Here is a 19,667-nt window from a genome sequence, read left to right as displayed (position 1 = left end):
AAGTAGTTAGTCTTGTACTCAAGATAAAAATTTTTTAGCCAAACTAGATTATTAGAATCGACACTTTTGTGTACATTTATATTACTTCTAGCTCACTATTAATTCTCTCCTTACAAAAATGGTATATATATATACATTTTAATTCGATTTCCTGTAATTTATGAGAAGAAATATACTATTTTTGAATGAATATCATTACATTTCCCTCTAATTTGTTTCATTTTCTGTAAGTTGTTATCCTACTAAATGAGGGTAATCATCACATATAAAAATTAGCATTAACTAAAATTATCAAAGACATTCATATTTTTATATCAGTACCGGAGGTTACGGCAATGATTCTTCAGAATATTTTAAAAAAATTATAAATTAGAAGTGAGGAGATATTATTATGATTATAAAAAAACATCCATTTCGTACTCTAGCAAAAACAGCTGTTGCATTAACTATGATAATTCCTACATCCCAAGCCTTTAGCCATTCGTTTGCGTACGCTCAAGAAAATATAACGAAATCTCAACAACAAGTAGCGCCATTTTGGAATAAAAATAAAGATTATCCAGGTGAATCTTACGTTACATATGAAGGTAAGGTTTATCATTCTTTATATTGGGTAAATGCAGGTATATTACCTACCCAACAATTTAGCGGATGGGAATTATATACTGGCTCAGAATATATACCCGACAATAGCGATCCAAATGATTTATTTGGTGAAGGAATAACTTGGCCAACTCATGTTTTTGCACCATATGTAGATAACGGAATGAATCCTCAAAATCTATTAAAATATGCCCAAGAAACAAATACTAGTTTCTTTACGCTTTCGTTTATAGTGGCTGATAAAAATGGAAATCCAGTATGGGGAGGTAGTCATACCCCTATTGGAGATGGTAACTTAGATGATCAAATTAAACAAATTAGAAAAATAGGTGGAGATGTTAAAGTATCTTTTGGTGGAGCAAATGCTGGTAATACTCCTGGATTAGGTGCAGATCTTGCCGCCGCTATTACAGATGTAAATAAATTAAAAGATGCCTATAAAAGTGTAATTAACACATTACATTTAACACACATGGATTTTGATATTGAAGGAGCCTTAGTCGCTCACCCAGAATCTATCGAAAGAAGATCAAAAGCGATTGCATTATTACAAAAGGAATTAAAAGCCGAGGGTAAAGATGTAAAGATTGGCTATACCTTACCAGTAATGCCTTATGGTCTAACTAATGATGGAATAAATGTAATCCAAAGCGCTATAAAACATGATGTAGATTTAAATTCTATTAATATTATGACTATGGATTACGGACAACAAAACCAACAAATGGGACAAGCTGCGATAGATGCTATTAATAGCTTGCATGGACAATTAACTAATTTATATAAAGGTACTATTAAAGATTCTGACATTTGGAAAATGATTGCTGTTACACCTATGATCGGAAAAAACGATACTCAAAATGAAACTTTCACATTAAATAATGCAAAAGAATTGTTCCAATTTGCCAAAGAAAAAGGTATTGGGGAAATTAGTATGTGGTCAGTGTATCGTGATAAAAAAGCTATTGAAAGTTGGCAAATCGGTCAGGCAACTGGAGATGCTTCTGGATTACCCGATGTAGACGACGGTGCCTTTTCTAAACTATTTTCTGCTTTTAATAGTAGTACTGAAATTGACGTAATCGCTCCAACAGCTCCTTCTAACCTACGTTCTGTTAGTAAAACAACAACAACTGTTGAGCTACAGTGGGAGGCTTCCACAGATAATATTGGTGTGAAAGAATATGAGGTTTATCGTGATGGAAAAAAAGTAGGAACAACAAAAACAACACGTTATGAAGATGCGGGATTACAAGCCAATACAAAATATAATTATACAATTAAGGCTACAGATGCAGCGGGAAATAAGTCAAAAAGTAGCAATGAAGTTTCAATTACAACAAAAGAAGAGAATCCAGAACAAATAGCTCCAACAGCTCCAACAGGATTACAAGCATCAGAAACTACTACAAACAGTGTTCATTTAATATGGGAAGAATCCATAAGTAATGTTGGTATAAAAGAATATGAGATTTATCGTAACGGTACGAAAATAGCTACAAGTCCTTCAACTTACTATACAGATGAAAATTTACTGGCTAGTACAGAATATAGATATATGGTAAAAGCTATAGATACTCAAGGAAAAGTTTCAGTTGCGAGTAATGAAATCAAAATCACAACAAAAGATACCCCCTCTTCTGAGTATAAGGCATGGGATTCGTATGCTGCATATAAAAAAGGAGATAGAGTAGAACATCAAGGTAAAATTTATGAAGCAGTTCAAAGTTATCAAGGATACGGTGATCCAAATTGGATTTTCTCATTAGCTTTATGGAAAGTAATTAAATAAACCGTAAAACTATTAAATAAAAGACATCAATCTTTCTTCTCAGATTGATGTCTTTTATGAATTGAAAATTATATTTTACAAATCTATTATTTCATTTGCCCTAGATTATATTTTTCTATAGGTAATTCTTATTTTACATTACTATAATTTGATTAAGCATCATATTTTCTAAGTTAAGATAGAGTTTACATTTTTAATAGTTCGGACGAAAGTCCTAACATTAAAATCTATTTAACTATATATACAACTAAAAGAAGGTTTTAAGATGCAGATGAACACTAATACTATAGAGGACATCTATCAGGAGATATTAGATGGAAAAAGAAATAGATTTCCACCAAACACTTGGAAATTAGATAGAAATAATCAATTGGCCAGAAGAGTAACAAAGTATTTAGTAACAAAAATTTTGAATTGGAATGAAGAAGAGATAAAACAGAATTGGAATAACAAATTGATTGCAAAGTATCGATTACGAGGGGTATTGAAGCACAAATATGATAATAGTCCATATGCAATGATTAATGATTTATATCCGAATCAATTTAAAGAATGGGAATTTAGAATGACACCATTAAATTTTTGGACAAAAGAAAAGGCCTTACAATTATTAAAATGGTTAATTGAAGAAGAGGAAAAATTACCACCACAAAAACTCTTGCAAATTTATGGACAAAAATGGTTAATTAAACATCGACTAAGTGCACCTTTAAGGGTGATTTGGAATGGAAGCCCGTATGCGATGATTAATGATTTATATCCAAATCGATTTAAAGAATGGGAATTTAATAAGGCCCCTAATAAGTTTTGGACGAAAGATAAAACATTACAAGCACTAAAATGGACAATTGAAAAAAAAGAAAAATTAAATGTGGATCAATTGAAGAATATATACGATAATAAATGGTTAGTTCAATCAGGATTGAGCGGAGCCTGTCAACTATATTGGAATGATAGTCCATATGCAATGATTAATGATTTATATCCAGGTCAATTTAAAGAATGGGAATTTAAATTGACACCAAATGGTTTTTGGACGAGAGAAAAAGCGCTAGATGCCTTACAGTGGACAATTGAAGAAAAAGAGAAGCTGACAGATAATCAATTATTACAGCAATACACAATGCAATGGCTTAAAAATCATAGATTATGGACACCTGTAGTAAGATACTGGAATGGGAGCCCATATGCAATGATTAATGATTTATATCCAAATAAATATATAAAAAGCTCATTCAGTGGATATATAAATAAATTTTGATATTATTAGACACAACATATTTACGTAAAAACTTTAATTGCTAAACAGCAAACTATATATGCACTACTAATTAAAATAGGTATGATGATATTATCTATATGCATATTTCTTATCACAGGTATAGTAAATAAGCTCTGAACAGGTCTGAATATCACCGTTGAAATAAAAATAAAGCTAACTTTAAAGTGCAATATCAAGTCTCCATAAGGTAACGAAAAAGGCGCTTTCCTAAACGAAAACGCCTTACTCAAGGTTCTGTATTTACATGTAAAAGATTTCCAAAACAAATGGAATGGCGGTGTAATTGGTTAATGGTGTTGAATCAACTTATGGTTAACTATAAATTCGCCAAACGTATTAAAAAAAATAGTATTTACCTACCGTAATTTAAATGCTTCATTTGTTCGATAAGATAATTTGATATATCTGTGTTATTGCCATTTCGCAAGAGGAATTCCACTAAATCTTGCTTTTGAAGAACAGGATTAATAACCGCTCCATCTAGCTGACTTAGAATCTCAACAATACTATGATGTGAAAAACTCTTGATTACTTTAAAAAGTTCTGCATCACGTTTCTTTCGTTCGGCGGATTCTTCAGGATACCCAGTATTGAACGGTTCTTCAAATAGTTTTTCAAGCGTGAAGCGAAGATTTAATTCGCCCGCCCAACCGAAATTCAATCCAAGTGGCAGTGATGCACAGTTTCCATTATTTATCCTACCGAATAGGAACGCATCTGTTGGAGTTGGCAGATAACCGCTAATGACATTCGGAAGTGTATTACAGGCAATCGACATACCAACACCGCTACTACATCCAGTGATCACAAAATCAACTGCACCTGAATTTAGAAGTAGACCAACAGCTAAGGACACTTGGATATAGCTTAACTCGGATTCTTTAAATGTAACACCAAAATTGAGCACTTCATATCCATGCCTCGCCACAGCCCTTTTTGTCTCTTCAAAAATCAGTTCATTTTTGCTAATTTGGGTACTTGCTTGTATCACTGCTATCTTCATTCTTACACGACCTTTCGATTTAATTATCACACAAATCGAAATTCAAAAGAAGATAAAAAAAGGCAGAAGCAATCTTGCCTTAATATTTGCTATTCTAAATATTCGTTTCAAAAACTTACACAGATTTCTTAACAATCCCGTTAACTTGTTTCGCCATGAACCTTCTTACCTCTTCTTTACATATTCTCTTGAACTACCCCCACTTTTACTTCGTTTAGAAGTGAGGAATTCCTAAGTAAAGAGTTCAATCGAACTCTAGTTGATTAGGCTGCCCCCGCAGTCCTTACGGTTAGAAGCCTTATTGCTTCATTTGATTACTTCTTTCATTTTCATACGATTAATTTTAAAATAGTTTGTTCCTCGTAAAATCAATCTACGAGGAGTCGAATTGATTAACAAAATGAAAATTTAGATTTTTATTTTGTTAATTATTGTCCATACACATTAATACCTTGTTCTTAATGAGTAAATTGGTTATTAAAAAGTGGTATTATAACTAATTCTAAATGCAAACATATTGTACAAGAATAAAAAAATATTTACTTCCAAAATCTATAGTATTGATTTATTTATCGATTAAAATACATCCCTTGTCAATTACTTGATGTATTTTAGATATTTATTTGATAAAAAAGAAGGATGAATGTTCAATCAACTGACACAACTACTTTTTAGGAAGTGTGTTATAGTTAATTCAGAATCAATACTGCATAGCAGCATTAATTCTCACCTATCTTTTATTTATTTGTTTTTACACCAACTTAAAGGAAAGACCAACTATATTTTTAGTTGGTCTTTCCTTTTGTTATCAGAATAAGATTAAGAATCACTTAGTTTATATACAAATTACTATTTATTTTACGATAATGTACATATACTTCCGATAGAATTCTACCGTCCCCTTGATAAAATATGAAAAACATAACTAGTTAAGATATCTTTCACAAAAAAATCCAAACAAAAAGAACTCGTAATATATAATTACAAGTTCTTTTTATCGTAACTTCAACACATTGGAACTATAAACTTGTAAACAACAACATTAGAGGAAGGGTGAATTATCCCTTTAAAATGATTATATAACTAATATTCATATTTTGAGATTGAAACCTTGAACATTTCGTTAATTTTAACGATTACTTTAATATTCTTCATTTTTAATTTACACAAACATTTATAATTATATATATTTAAATATAATTAAATAAACTAAAACTAAAAATATATGTGAAATTTTTTATATTTTTTTGATTTTAATAGAATATTTTATGATTATCATTTCATTTTCACTCTAATATTGCCATGTTTTTAGATTGCTATTAGAGTTTTACCTTCTAAAACTTACTTAAAATTGGTTAGTATTGAATACATTGACTGAAAATTGAGAAATCAAATGCATATTGATACTATTATCATATAAATTATCTGTCAGTCTAACTTCCATTACCCACAATAATGTTTTTCTATATATGTATAGAAATAATTTATCTGTCAGTAATTTATAGTTTATTATCATACATTAAAAAGGAGGAAGTAAAATTATGAAAAAGAAAATCATTACAGCAACTGCTCTGGCTGCAACATTAGCTACAGGTGCATTACCTACGACATCAGTATTTGCTGCTGAGACAGTTGCTCCTATCCAACAACAGGAATCACAAGTTAGTATTCAACCGTTTGCACAAAATAATCTAGAAACGGCTGTTCAAGCTGCATTAAATGGTCCCGAAGTAAAAAAAATAAAAGTATTTGAGCATGAATTTAATGTAAAAGAAATTGAAGTTGTGGATCGAGGTGCAGCTGGTAAAGATGTATACGGACAAATCTCTCATCATTTAAGCTTCCGTCCAGATGATCAACTTTACTATAAATTCACAAAAAAAGATGGTGAGGTAACGGGATTCGAATTTCATATTGATAGAGGCGGCTGGACACCAATTGTAGCTCCACTTTTATCAATTCTTGCTGCATATAACGGAATTCCTGTTAATCCAAATGATTTAAATTCACTCGGTCAACAGCTTGGAAAAGTTATCGATGGAAGTTGGGAACATGCAGGACAATCTATTGCTACTGCAGTTAGTTTAAGCTTTAATGAGAAATAAGCTTGTAGGTATTATTTAGGCTTACAGAGAAGTATTATTCTCAAATTTTTCTAAAATGATATTATATGTAACATGTCTATTTCTAACTTTAATGCAGTAATATGAGTGAGACTCTCCCCAAAAGTCTTTTGATCTCAGATATGGAATGCATATAATTTTGCCACATAATTTCTTAACAAATAAAAACCTATGTTAATTAAAATTAAGAATCATGTAGATCTTACTAATTTCAGTAATTCATTGTACTTTGGAAAACAGACGTCTAGTTTAAGACTTCTGTTTTCTTTGTATAAAGTAGATCCTCCTATTCTTTCTCACAACTAAAAGACTATTATAATAATAATTTCAATAACTACTCATAAACTCCATACATACTACAGATTATGTTTGTATGCTACATATATCAATAGAAAGGGATGATATATGTTGCTGACAATTTATATAATATACCTGTTTTTATCAATTGCTATCATGCTATTCTTATTTACAAGCACACTCGGTTAATTTTATTGATTATATCAAGCTCACTTCTTTTCATCAAAAAACAAAAAGCAACAATAGAAAAGGTATTTAAAATCCACTCTTTAACCAATTTCCATAATATTTTATTACTTAGTATTCAATTGAAAATAATAGTTGATTAAGGTTTAATAACTGCTTACAACACAATTAAAGGCTAAGCTCATCACCACGGATTATAACTGTAAAAGCATGTATGACAATATTTCACTTCCAATTATCAACAAACATAATAAGGTACAGAAAACATCCTTTTAGTATAAATTTCTATGAGGTATCTAACAAATGAAAATAGAACCTGCCTTACTACGCCCTCAAGCCAAGTTTTGGTGTTCTATGAACTTTTGCCTACAGAATTAATATTTTGATACGCTTGCCAAATAATTCTTAATGAATAAATATATCTCACCGACATTTTTTAGCAAACAAATGAAACTCATTTTTAAATAAAAACGCCATCCTTCCTATAGATTTCTATAAAAAGAATGACGCTTTCTATTAATTATAAGCATAAATTCATCTTAGGTTGTTGGTAATATAAATAGACTTATTCCCATGCAGCAAATGCTACATAATCTTCTTTACCATATTTGTTTTGATATTCATCTGCTTGAATTATATCAACTTCTCCAACATGGTCTGGCTGAAATCCCGTTCCATCTCCATTATCAATAGGTTTCACTAGAGAAACTAACATACGTCCCGTAACTTCAGATTCTTTAGAAGTTTGCTTCAATGGAAGACCGTTAGATTTAAGATATTGCTTTTGTTTCTCGGTAAGTTTAAGTACTGCTGCTTCTGAAATATCTGTGTTCTTTTTACTTTGCTCAAGCTTGTCCATTTCTGATTGTTTTGCGGCTTCTTCTGCCTTACTCTTTTCAAGCTTGTCCATTTCTAATTGTTTTGTGACCTCTTCCGCCTTACTTTTTTCAAGATTATTCATTTCTTCTGGTTTAGCGGCTTGTTCAATTTTATTTTTTGTGACCTGTGATTCACTCTTAAGCTCCTCAGCACTTGCATTCATTAAAGAAAAAGCAGATATACCTAATACAGCTGTCAATCCTAAAGCTGACCAACGATACGATTTTTTATTGAATTTTTTTATCATAAGAATTCTCCTTTTTAATACTTTTTTATTTTTACTTAGATTTGCTAAACTAGGCATTTGATAATAATTTGAATAGTGTTCTAATAATGTAATGATTGTATGCCCGTATTCGATTCTTTCTTCCAAATCAATAAAGGTAAGAGCCAATGCATCACATGCAATTTCTTGATCTTCGCGCATTGAATAATAGGCATACCAAAGGATTGGATTAAACCAATTTAGTATAAGCAAATGATGCATAAGCCAATTAACCCCAACATCTCTACGTTTAAAATGAGCTAATTCATGATAGAAAATAAACCGTAGCTGATTATCATTTAATCGTTGTATATGCTGCTCACATAATAATATTCTAGGTTTTCTAAATCCAAGGAGTGTCGGACTAGCAATCTTTCCGGCTAATTGCAAAGGAATATTCTCTTTTATAGACATCGTTTCTTTACAACCTTCGAAAATATTTAAAATTCTTTCATCTGTTATAATTGGTTGCTTTTGTATGTATAAATATAAACGTCTATTTGCAATTAGTGTTAAAGTCCCTAAACAAAAAACACCTAGCATCCATACATATAAACATATTTCATACATTGATATGTGTTTGGAATCCGATTTAACTGGTGATTTATTGTAATCACTTGAATTAACAGTATACTTCGCAGGTTCATTCATCACTTTTAAAACAGAAACATTTGCTTCCTTCTGAAATAGAGAAGTAGAAGTTACATATCCATGTGAAAGCATGGAGTATAGGCTATAAGAACTATCCGGTGACCAAGGTAAAAGTAGTCTTACAATCAGAATTAACCACAATGCATAATGCCATCTTGCTGTTAATTGATTCCTTAGTAGAACTTTGACACATAAGATAAAACCTACCAATATACTAGCCATAATGGTAGTTTCTAGTAGCCAATCAAAAAGAGTAGAGAGATACGTATGTATTAACATATCCATTACAATTATTCTCCCTCCTTTTGATTATTTTTATTTTTATCATCTAGAATACGTTTGAGCTCATCGATCTCTTTGGAAGATAACTTTTCTTCTTGTAAAAAATTAACAAGTAAAGGTTTTAAAGCAGCACCATAAAAACGTTTAATAAAAGATTTAGTTTCTACTTGTAAATAATCATCTTGTGAGATCAAAGGGCCATACATATACGTTCTTCCTATTTTCTGCTGAGAAAAAATCACTTGTTTTTTCACTAACCTATTAATTAATGTTCTAACCGTTTTTGGATTCCAATCCATTTGTCCTTCAAGAGCTTGAATTATTTCATTAGCCGTTTGTGGAGATTTTGACCAAAGGACTTTCATTACTTCTAACTCAGCTTCAGATATCTTAGGTATTTTTTTCACGTTTCCAATTTCCTCCTTCCTTTGATTACAAATGTAATCCTAATATCGATACTACATTTGTAATCTTAAATTTTCAACCACTATTTTAACATTGGAATAAATTACTTAAAATAGGTTTATTATTAAATAAATATAGACTACAAATGTAATCTTATATTTAGATTACATTTGTAGTCTATATTTGTCAATCTTATTTAATATCACCCTAATAAAACATCCCCATATGTTTTAAGTAAATCATTATACTTTAATTAGCTATGCCCATTCTTTCCTTTTTCTTTGCAAGATAACCTGTTCTAGTTAGTTGGATAAAAATATGGCGACAGCCGTTTGCCATCAAGTTAATAAAACTTAGATAGTCCTTAATTAAAAAATAGGAATAAGCCAGTTATATATATCAATCCAAAGTTCTTTTCATACAAGAAAGCCAAAATCTCTTCCCCATATTAATGAGAAATTTCTATTACTATCAAGCAAACCGAAATTAGGGGAATTTAGTTAATAGAAAGCGTTCTTCTTTTTCTAAAAAGCTAAATTATTAAATTAAAGAAAATATATACCTTTCAGTTCCCTCCTACAGATAAAGCAACTTACCCCGCTTCCTAATACCTACTGATTTGTTATACAAAATTGAATTCCATAAAAATTTGAATTTAAAAACACCCAGGAATACAATAAATATAGTATATACCCTATTTTTTAGAAAGAAGGATTAAACATGAAAACCAAAGTAGTTAAATCAATTGAAAATTTGCAATTGAAATCATTTGAAATGATGACAAATTCTTTTTTTTAAATCTATTTTGCGTGGAACTGGTATGACTTTTGTAATTATTTTTGAATCATCTTTGATTAACGATTCTTCTTTATTTTCATTAAATTCTTTGATGGTGATATTAGGTTTCTTTTTAATCTTTACGCCATATATTTTTAATATTGCTGAGAAATCTAATATATGACTCAATTTACGATGTTTAATCATTGACTTAAAAATTTTAAGCACCCAAAACAAAAAATTCACATACTTTCAATTAAAAGGTGTGAATTTTTTCGTTTGAGTCTATTTACCTTTAAATTTATAGTTAGGTGATACTACTTCAATTAATTAATTTTTATTTCATTTTATAATTTTACAAATGGGTGCCTGTATCTTCTCTACAATACAATTCCCCTTATTTAACTATTTATATAGTATAGATTTCAAAGTAAAAACACCTAATACCCCTATACAAAACTGTAAAAGTATCTTCAACTTTTTAATATTATATTTATATAAAATTTGCCCTTTCTTGAAAACCTACTATACTATAAAATTAAATTAACAAATATTATTTAATGGAGGTTCATAATGAATAAAACCGAACTAATTAACCAAGTATCTGAGAAAACATCACTTACTAAAAAAGAGGCTACTGCATCTGTACAAGCTATCCTAGATCAAATTACACAATCTCTTCAAAAAGAGGAATCCGTACAGTTAATTGGATTTGGTACATTTGAAGTACGTAAGCGTTCTGCACGTACTGGGCGCAATCCCCAAACGGGCGAAGAAATGCATATCCCAGGAGGAAAAGTACCTGGATTTAAAGCTGGAAAAGCTTTAAAAGAGGCTGTTAAATAAGGTTTAATTATCTATCTAAAAAGGAATGGAGATTTTTATCTCCATTCCTTTTTAAATTAATCATATATTTTTTCGGAAAATAATTAACTAGTTATTTATCATTTTCACGATTCCCATACCGTACACACTCTTCTAGTCGTGGTATTTCTTTTTTAGATGCTAGGTGCATCTTTCACTGCTAATTTTTTCTGACTTAAATAAACAGCTCGATCCGATTTTTTTGCAACTTCCTGTGAATGCGTTACAACAATTACACATTTATTTTCTTGATGAGCGAGCTCCTGGAACAAATCAATAATGTCATTTGCTGTTTCTTCATCAAGGTTTCCTGTCGGCTCATCCGCAATCAATAAGTCAACATTACAAGATAATGCTCGGGCAATTGCTACACGTTGTTGTTGTCCACCGCTTAGTTGTAAGACATTTCGTTTCGCTTCTACTTCTGTGAGTCCTACCTTCTCTAATAATTCTAATGCTCTTGCTTTTTTATTTTTTACCTTTACACCTGTAATTTCCATTGCCGTTAGTACATTCTGAATGGCAGTCATATAGGTAATTAAATTATAGGATTGGAAAATTACGGATACATTTTGATTACGGTATCGATCCAAACCAATTTTTCTAATATCCTTGCCATTATACAGTACATAACCATTTTTAGGTATATCAAGCCCACAACCTAAGCTAAGCGTGGTGGTTTTACCAGATCCAGATGGCCCTAAAATCGTGTAGAAATGCCCTTTTTGAAAAGAAAAATTAACATTATCTAGTATCTTTACTTTTTTTCCGTTACTTTCATAATAATAATCTAAGTTTTTAAATTGTAAAATCGTCTCCATATCGAGCCTCCTTATTCATCTTTTAAAAGGATTTGTTTTGGATTTAAGCGTAGAATAGATAATGCTGGCAAAATAGTTGCTAATATAGCAATAGCTAGTCCAATCCCACCCATTTTCCCTACGTCTTCTCCTGTTACACTTACATTAATTTTATCTATTGGATCCTCTTTTTGATTTTGTACAGTTCCACCTGGTCCAGCCACCATTACAGTTCCATTTTGTGAAGTGTCTGTTTCTTCGCCTGCTGTAGCAACTTCACTCGAAAGTAAATTATCCCCTACGAATTGAGAAACTTTAGCTCCTGTTGTTAGAGATAATCCAAATGCTAAAATAGCGATACATACTACTTCTACTACGAACTGCGCCATCAGTTTCCATTTTTTCTCTCCAATGGACAATAAAATTCCCATTTCCTTACGACGTGCTTTAATCGATAACATAATAATTAATCCTAAGATAATTGCACCTGCAATAGATACCATATAGATAATCATTTGAGAAGTAGAAGCGATATTTTCGATAGGACCAATCATTTGTTTGTACAATGAATCATGTGCATCTAACTTAAAATAATTAAAATCAATATCAGATTTTTTTGCTTCTTTTTTAAATCCATCAATGTATTGTGGATCGTTCAAGAAGTACACGGCTTGAATACTGTTACCCATACCGTCATCGGTTTCTAATTTTTTTAAAGTAGAGTAAGGCATATATAGCTTATTAGCTGGATCCATCATAGGAGGAGCATGCTGACCCATTGGTTGCTCATTCGTTTCATAAATACCAATAATTTCAAATTCAAGAGTTTGCTTCTTATCCCCTGATTGAATTTTAATCTTATCTCCTACTTTCAAATTGTTTTGTTCCGCTAATCGTTTTTCCATTAAAGTTACATTCTGATCTTTCATCTTTTCTGTAATTGGTTTCCCATCAATGATTTTACTTTTTCCATTTTTAAAAGTTTCTTGTAATACAGTTTTACGAACTCCTTCTATTAAAAGAGAAGAATTCATATCTATTTCTGAGCCCGAACCTGATCCACCCGCTGCTGCCACCATTCCAACTCGACCTTTTCCTTCGTCTTCTCCTTCTGAGGCACCTACTAGTTTAAATCCATCCGAAATTCCGAAAGTATTGGTTATGTAATTATAATCTTTTACATACTTGGACTTAGCTAATTGATCTGCTTCTTTTGTGTTAAGCTTTGGTGGTTTAGGCATCTCTCCAGTTTCCCTAGCTTGTTGACCTAATTTATCAAAATCAAGACCTAAAGTGACATCTGCACCTAATTTTTTTCTTGCTGCATCCGCAGCTTTTTTTGATGCATTTTGGATTGCAAATCCTGCCAGCACTAAGTTTGTAACAATCAGAAAGACCGCCATCAAAATTAATGATGTTCCTATTCTTTTTTTCATACTGAGAATTGCACGTTTTATAAAATTCATTTTTCCTAACCTCCTTGATAGTTGTTATTCTAAATACACTATCTGGAGTTTATATGAAGATATTCAGTAGATTATCTAAAGATATTAGGGCTTATCTGGAGTGCATATGTAGTGATTCGTTAATATAGTCAAGAAAAGCTGGAACACAAATTAAAATATGTAATTGATTTTGAACATTGGTAAAGAGTCAGTCCATTTAATGTGGAATGAGGACAAACGGAATAATAATAGGTATAAAATATTAGTCACCAACCAATTAACTTGAGGAAGGAATACAAACACGGGATAACTCCCTTTATTTATGACCCCTACAGTACAAGATGAGATACTATCGCTAGAAAAATTAGCCTCCTCCATGGAATACCAATGTAGACATTCTTTTTGCTTCATGACGTTTACCACCTCTGATATATCTAGTACCCACACAAAAAGCACATATAAAAAAACCACCGAAAGGTGGCTATATTTTTAAGCGGCACTTGTTTAATCCGCTAATTTCACGTTTTTTATTAGTTTTTCACCATTTCGATAAACTGTTACTTTAATTGTATCCCCCAATTTTTTCTTTTTATATAAATATTTTCGGAATTGAACGACATTTTCTATTTTTTGTCCATCTAATGCAATCACAACATCATATTGTTGCAATCCACCTTTTTCTGCTGGTGATTGGTATGAGATATTCCTCAATACTGCACCATTTGATATCTCTTTTGGTAATTTTAATTGATTGCGTGCAGAATCTGTCATTTTCTCCACATCTAATAACTGTACACCCATCATCGGACGTTTAACTGTTCCATCTTTCTCAAGAGACTCTAGGATCGTTTTGGCTATATGAATTGGAATTGCAAATCCAATTCCTTCAACAGCTTGTTGTGCAATTTTACTTGAATTAATTCCAATGACTTCACCCTGTTCATTAAACAAAGCTCCTCCACTATTCCCAGGATTAATAGCTGCATCTGTTTGAATTACCTGTGCTTGCCAATCAACTTGTTGATCTCCAAGAGTACTAACAGGTATTTCTCGTTCCTTACTACTAATAATCCCCTTTGTTACACTACCTTCTAACCCCAATGGATTCCCAATAGCTATTACCGTTTCCCCTGTATGAATTTTTTCTGAGTCTCCAAGTGTTGCGACTCTTTTTACATCTGCCCCGTCAATTTCTAATACTGCTAAATCTAATAATGGATCAGTCCCTACTACTTTAGCTTGAACCTTTTTACCATTATTCAATTTCACTTCTACTTTATTCGCACCGTCTATCACATGATTATTTGTAACAATGAAAGCCTTATTGCCGTTTTTTTTATATATGACCCCTGATCCCGAACCAGCTTCTTCTGATTGATTTTGCGTATTAAATGAACCTGCATTTTGTTTATAGTTAATGACACCTACGACAACTTCTTTTGCAGATTCAATCATATTTTGAGGATTGCTCACATCTTCTGGTTTGTAAGAGATTGGCGTAGCCTGATTTACTTCGTTATGCTTAGAAGATTGACCTGCACTTCCTTTGATTTCATTTATATAAGGAGTGGTCAATCCAATGGTAATTGCACCAATCACTGCACTAATTATTCCTGTGAAAAAATACCCTGTTTTTTTATAGACTTTATTCCTATTGCTTTCTGTTTGATTTGTATCATCGTGTCCCATTGTGAACATCCCTTTCTCCTTTAATTTACAATTGAATTTTTTTATCTTAATATTTGAAATACGATGTATGAATGTAATATTTAAGAATCACCATTTCAAAAAAAGAAAATTTCACCTTTAGGCATGTTTAAACATAAATCAACTGTTTTTTCGTAGGGGTAACATTATATTTGAAATTTCCTATGAATATATGTATGACGATATTCAAACCCACTTCGAGCTTGTCTCTAAAAAAAGAGCCTATTCGGCTCTCAACAAATAGAGTATTCAATGTACAAAGTAGGATACGTGTTTATACAGGTGTTTTGCAAAAAGTGGAAACAAGGGACAATAAACATCCATTAGCTTATTTATTCTTTTGTTATAAACTTAGATTCTAGCATTCTCGTGAGAATGGATGGTAATAGGTTTGTGTGTAAATAAGAAGGAAGGGATAAAATTTGATAGATTGTGTAAGTCGTCAACATCATGTATCATTCCTTTCTATTTGGTACATGTATCATACAAACTTAATCTGTATTCTATATGGAGCTAATCTAGAGTTATAGTAAAGATTTTCAGTACCTAATTATGGAATACAAAAATAGAGAGAATCAATTTAATCCTCCCTATTTTTGTTCACTAGACTTATATAGTTTTCTTTTATTTACACTTGTGTATTTGTTTAAGCCCGGTGCTGGTTTCAATTTTTGTTTTTTCTCTTTTATGCGTCTATTATTCGAAAGAGGGGCCATCCACAGTTGTACATCTAATAAAGAAAGAATGATGTTTGCTTCTAGTGACATCTTGATTACCTCCCTCTGTCTTGCTATGTATATAAACTATCTCATGCATCTGGAGCTAATTTGAAATACATGTAGTTTTCTTATGAAGTTTTTATAGTATTTCTAATACGTCTCCACATCAACTCCAGTTTGGAAGGTTATAATGACTACAAGAGGTGATATTATGAAGAACTATCACATTCTGGTGGTAGAAGATGATCAAGAAATACAAGAATTAATCAAACAATTTTTAATGACACAACAGTATAAAGTTATAGTTGCATCAGATGGATTAGAGGGCATGAAACAATTTAATAAGCAGTCCTTCGATTTAATTCTTCTAGATGTGATGATGCCAAACCTGAATGGATTTGAAGTTGCCAAAATGATTCGAAGTCAGTCAAATATACCAATTATTATGCTAACTGCGCTAGAAGAAGAACAAGATCAAATGAAAGGATTTGATCTTGGAATCGATGATTATATTACGAAACCTTTTTCTTTCCATGTTTTGATGAGACGAGTCGAAGCAGTACTGAGAAGAAGTAATAATCAAAGTACCGATAATCATTTTGTATTTAGAGAACTACATGTCGATGGCGATGCATATAAAGTATATGTAAATAAAGTTGAAGTTCCCTTAACGACAAAAGAATTTGAAATTTTGCAACTACTACTTCAAAATGAAAAAAAGGTACTCACAAGAGATAATATCGTAGAAAAAATTTGGGGATATGAGTATGCCGGGGACACACGAATGATTGATACGCATATGAAAAACATACGAAAAAAATTAGATATACCCTATATTAAAACAGTAAAGGGCATTGGTTATAAAATTGATGAATAAGATTGTAAAAATCATGAAGATGAAGAGAATTACCTATAAACTCTTTATGACTACATCCCTCATTTTGTTAGCCTTTGCAACCTTGATTTATGTAACTTTATACTTCTTTCTCCCTAAATTTTATGAGCAATACAAAACAGATCAGCTTCAAACGGGAATCGAAGAAATAATTGATAAATCTAAAGATCTTACGCTTCAAAATGCAATACCACTTGTTGATGAATACGCACAAAAAAATAATGCGGTGATCTACCTTCAAAATAATGAGGGAAGACTTATTTATTCTCCTTCTATTGCTTTTCTTCAAAGTACTATTCAAGAGGGTACTATTCAAGGCGGTACTCAAGCAAAAGGTTTTGTTAAAACAGTACCAGCAAGGAGTTTAGATAATCCTCGTAATTCATATGAGGTTAGCAAGCCAATACAATTCCAAGATGTTAACTTAACGCTTGTGGTGTTCGCAACATTTCAGCCGATTGATGAAGCTTCACAGGTCTTAGTACGTTTTCTACCCTATATTAGTATCATTGTACTGGTTATTGGTTTAGGAAGTGCTTATCTCTATTCAAGGTTTATTACTAAACCACTTATTTATATTAATAAAGGTGCACAAAAGATGGCAAAATTGGATTTCTCCGAAAAAATTGAAGTTCGTTCTATGGATGAATTAGGGGAATTGTCCAATAGCTTGAATGATATGTCTATAAATTTACAACAGGCAATTTTTGATTTACAAAAAGCGAATCAGCAATTAAAAAGTGATATTGAAAAAGAAAGAGAAATAGAAACAAAGCGAAGGGAATTCTTTGCTATTGTAGCACATGAATTAAAAACTCCTCTTACTGTTATGAAAGGATACTTAGAAGGGATGATATATAATATCGGCCCTTATCAAAATCGTGACCAGTATTTAAAGAAAAATTATCAAATAATTGAAAGTCTGGAACAACTGGTTCGCGAAATTTTAAGCATGTCAAAATTAGAACAACATACCTTTAAACTTCAAGTGGAAGAAGTAAATCTTTCGAGATCAATAGATACAATTGCCAAAAAACTCGAATTTTTTGCTTCTCAAAAAGGCATTCAAATAATAAAAGAAGTCGATTCTGATATTTTTGTTTATACGGATTATGTTCTTTTAGAAAAAGCATGTAAAAACATCATTCATAATGCGATTATGTATTCACCGTATAACGAAAAAGTCTATATAAAGTTAACAAAGGATTCTAAACAAAACAACGTCCAAATGCGAGTTATCAATACAGGTGTCAAAATAAAAGAAGAAGATATACAACATATTTTCAAACCATTTTATCGAATCGAAAAGTCAAGAAATCGAAATACGGGAGGGAGTGGCTTAGGTTTATATATTGTAAAACAAATTTTCGAGTCCCTTTTTATCACATATTCTATAAATAATACCAAACAAGGCGTAGAATTTTTAGTTACCATTCCATTATCCAGCAAATAAACAACAAAAGAGTCTCAATCTTATTTCATCCTATAAAAATGAGATTGAGATTTTTCATATTATGTTGGGTATGGCAACCCAAACATAATATGGTGAAGAAAATTCAGATAAAAACATTATTCATTTGACACATAAAGATCCAAAATAATACACTTGCAAGTGTATTAACGGAAGAGAATTTATGAAACAAAAAAGTATTCATAGTTTTTATAATATAAGTATGATACCTGAATTGTATATTAATGAATCATTTGTAGACGGGATAGAAATATTTTTTGATACACAAACTGGCCGACTGTACTTTTTTCACTACAAACTGATAACTTAACAGCTGGGTAGAAAGTGGTGAGTATACTGGACCAGATATGACTGATTTCAGATTTCACATTTTTTGTCAGTATTTCCTTTCATCATATCTAAAACAGATTTATATGCTTAGTGACAAGGTCAATCAAGCTATATAAGCAGATAATCCATTCTACTCATTCGCCATATTATGCATAATAATCTATAAAATACGTATCTATAAATTAAAGATCTAAAAAAGAAAAAATCTGAAAATCCTTCTGACGTAAGGAGTTTCAGATTTTTTTATTTTAGTAATACCCTTTGCAACAAGTTGCCATTAGGATAGTGTATCAGCAACTTGTAGCTATTACTATGAATGCTAGATTCCTCAAAATTATTCCATATTTTTTCATTATATTTATATTATTCTATGCTTTGTTCTAAATTATAATTCCATATTTATGGACAAAAGTTTAAATTTATGGAATTTTGTACAAGCTATTTATACATCATTCTTAATTAGGAGGGATTCTTTATGTTTGGTCTAGGAAAAAAAAGAACTTCATTTGGTGAGTATTTAGATCACAGAGGAATCAAACAACAATGGCTTGTACAAAGAACTGGATTAAGTAAATCTCTGATAAGTGATTTAGCAAATAAAAAGGATCGTATTCCCACTTTAACATCTGCAACTAAAATCATTAGAATACTAAAAAAATTTGATAAGCATATTGATTATCAAGATTTTTGGAATATTGATATTTAAAACTTCTAGAATGTACTACACATCTAATTGTCTCTAATCCAATCGTGTAGATTACTAAAAACATAGATTTTTTCCTTTACAACTATTGATTATTTAACACTTATAATACAAAAATTACTTTTATTAAAAAGCATATAAACTTCTATTTAGCTCTGTTCATATCCCCGCTTAAAATAATTAATGAT

The 19,667-nt window shown here is 31.1% G+C and carries 14 protein-coding genes; 7 read left to right on the top strand and 7 right to left on the bottom strand.

What is annotated here, in order from left to right; translation table 11 throughout:
• The first annotated feature begins 391 nt into the window (after nucleotides 1-391).
• Together OXT04_RS14785 and OXT04_RS14780 are read left to right on the top strand one after the other, a co-directional pair.
• On the top strand, nucleotides 392-2,395 hold the full coding sequence (locus OXT04_RS14785) for a fibronectin type III domain-containing protein (protein WP_098312008.1): 2,004 nt from the start codon (nucleotides 392-394) through the stop codon (nucleotides 2,393-2,395).
• Nucleotides 2,396-2,660: 265 nt separating this feature from the next.
• On the top strand, nucleotides 2,661-3,656 hold the full coding sequence (locus OXT04_RS14780; protein ID WP_267415608.1) for a DUF4046 domain-containing protein: 996 nt from the start codon (nucleotides 2,661-2,663) through the stop codon (nucleotides 3,654-3,656).
• Nucleotides 3,657-4,029: 373 nt separating this feature from the next.
• Here OXT04_RS14780 and OXT04_RS14775 read toward each other — a convergent pair whose 3' ends face one another.
• Nucleotides 4,030-4,680, bottom strand: a complete 651-nt coding sequence (locus tag OXT04_RS14775) for an RpiB/LacA/LacB family sugar-phosphate isomerase (RefSeq protein ID WP_000686198.1) — start codon at nucleotides 4,678-4,680, stop codon at nucleotides 4,030-4,032.
• Nucleotides 4,681-6,221: 1,541 nt separating this feature from the next.
• On the opposite strand from OXT04_RS14775, the gene OXT04_RS14770 reads away from it, so the two are divergent.
• The gene (locus OXT04_RS14770) at nucleotides 6,222-6,785 is read left to right on the top strand and encodes a hypothetical protein (protein ID WP_000726946.1); all 564 of its coding nucleotides are present in this window, start codon (nucleotides 6,222-6,224) and stop codon (nucleotides 6,783-6,785) included.
• A 1,066-nt stretch (nucleotides 6,786-7,851) separates the two neighbouring features.
• On the opposite strand, the gene OXT04_RS14765 is transcribed toward OXT04_RS14770, so the two are convergent.
• Both OXT04_RS14765 and OXT04_RS14760 read right to left on the bottom strand, forming a co-directional pair.
• Entirely contained in the window at nucleotides 7,852-9,360 is a 1,509-nt protein-coding gene (locus tag OXT04_RS14765) for a M56 family metallopeptidase (RefSeq protein ID WP_267415628.1), read from the bottom strand.
• Nucleotides 9,361-9,371: 11 nt separating this feature from the next.
• Nucleotides 9,372-9,770, bottom strand: coding sequence for a BlaI/MecI/CopY family transcriptional regulator (locus tag OXT04_RS14760; RefSeq protein WP_029443199.1), 399 nt, complete (start codon nucleotides 9,768-9,770; stop codon nucleotides 9,372-9,374).
• Between the two features lie 1,348 nt (nucleotides 9,771-11,118).
• Here OXT04_RS14760 and OXT04_RS14755 point away from each other — a divergent pair.
• On the top strand, nucleotides 11,119-11,391 hold the full coding sequence (locus OXT04_RS14755) for an HU family DNA-binding protein (RefSeq protein WP_001043921.1): 273 nt from the start codon (nucleotides 11,119-11,121) through the stop codon (nucleotides 11,389-11,391).
• A gap of 152 nt (nucleotides 11,392-11,543) precedes the next feature.
• Here OXT04_RS14755 and OXT04_RS14750 read toward each other — a convergent pair whose 3' ends face one another.
• From OXT04_RS14750 to OXT04_RS14735, 4 genes are all read right to left on the bottom strand, one after another.
• Complete coding sequence (locus OXT04_RS14750; RefSeq protein WP_000447832.1) at nucleotides 11,544-12,230, bottom strand: ABC transporter ATP-binding protein; 687 nt, start codon at nucleotides 12,228-12,230, stop codon at nucleotides 11,544-11,546.
• 11 nt (nucleotides 12,231-12,241) lie between these two features.
• Nucleotides 12,242-13,675: an ABC transporter permease gene (locus tag OXT04_RS14745; protein WP_029443197.1), complete on the bottom strand. Its 1,434-nt coding sequence runs from the start codon at nucleotides 13,673-13,675 to the stop codon at nucleotides 12,242-12,244.
• A gap of 483 nt (nucleotides 13,676-14,158) precedes the next feature.
• Complete coding sequence (locus OXT04_RS14740; protein WP_097961982.1) at nucleotides 14,159-15,352, bottom strand: S1C family serine protease; 1,194 nt, start codon at nucleotides 15,350-15,352, stop codon at nucleotides 14,159-14,161.
• 599 nt (nucleotides 15,353-15,951) lie between these two features.
• Complete coding sequence (locus tag OXT04_RS14735) at nucleotides 15,952-16,128, bottom strand: hypothetical protein (protein ID WP_176520577.1); 177 nt, start codon at nucleotides 16,126-16,128, stop codon at nucleotides 15,952-15,954.
• Nucleotides 16,129-16,291: 163 nt separating this feature from the next.
• On the opposite strand from OXT04_RS14735, the gene OXT04_RS14730 reads away from it, so the two are divergent.
• The 3 genes from OXT04_RS14730 (at nucleotide 16,292) to OXT04_RS14720 (ending at nucleotide 19,482) form a co-directional block, all read left to right on the top strand.
• Nucleotides 16,292-16,957, top strand: coding sequence for a response regulator transcription factor (locus OXT04_RS14730; RefSeq protein WP_000800734.1), 666 nt, complete (start codon nucleotides 16,292-16,294; stop codon nucleotides 16,955-16,957).
• Nucleotides 16,958-16,970: 13 nt separating this feature from the next.
• A complete protein-coding gene (locus OXT04_RS14725; RefSeq protein ID WP_042969066.1) occupies nucleotides 16,971-18,428 on the top strand; it encodes a sensor histidine kinase in 1,458 nt (485 codons plus the stop codon).
• An 823-nt stretch (nucleotides 18,429-19,251) separates the two neighbouring features.
• Nucleotides 19,252-19,482 carry a helix-turn-helix domain-containing protein gene (locus OXT04_RS14720; RefSeq protein WP_000467338.1) on the top strand — a complete coding sequence of 77 codons (231 nt, stop codon included), beginning with the start codon at nucleotides 19,252-19,254 and terminating at the stop codon, nucleotides 19,480-19,482.
• Nucleotides 19,483-19,667 lie beyond the last annotated feature (185 nt).

The organism is Bacillus sp. GC_Bacil_1, from assembly GCF_026540675.1.
In the GTDB taxonomy this organism is placed as follows: Bacteria; Bacillota; Bacilli; order Bacillales; family Bacillaceae_G; genus Bacillus_A; species Bacillus_A cereus.
Note: the sequence above shows the minus strand (reverse complement) of the source record. Positions and strands in the feature narration are given on the sequence as shown.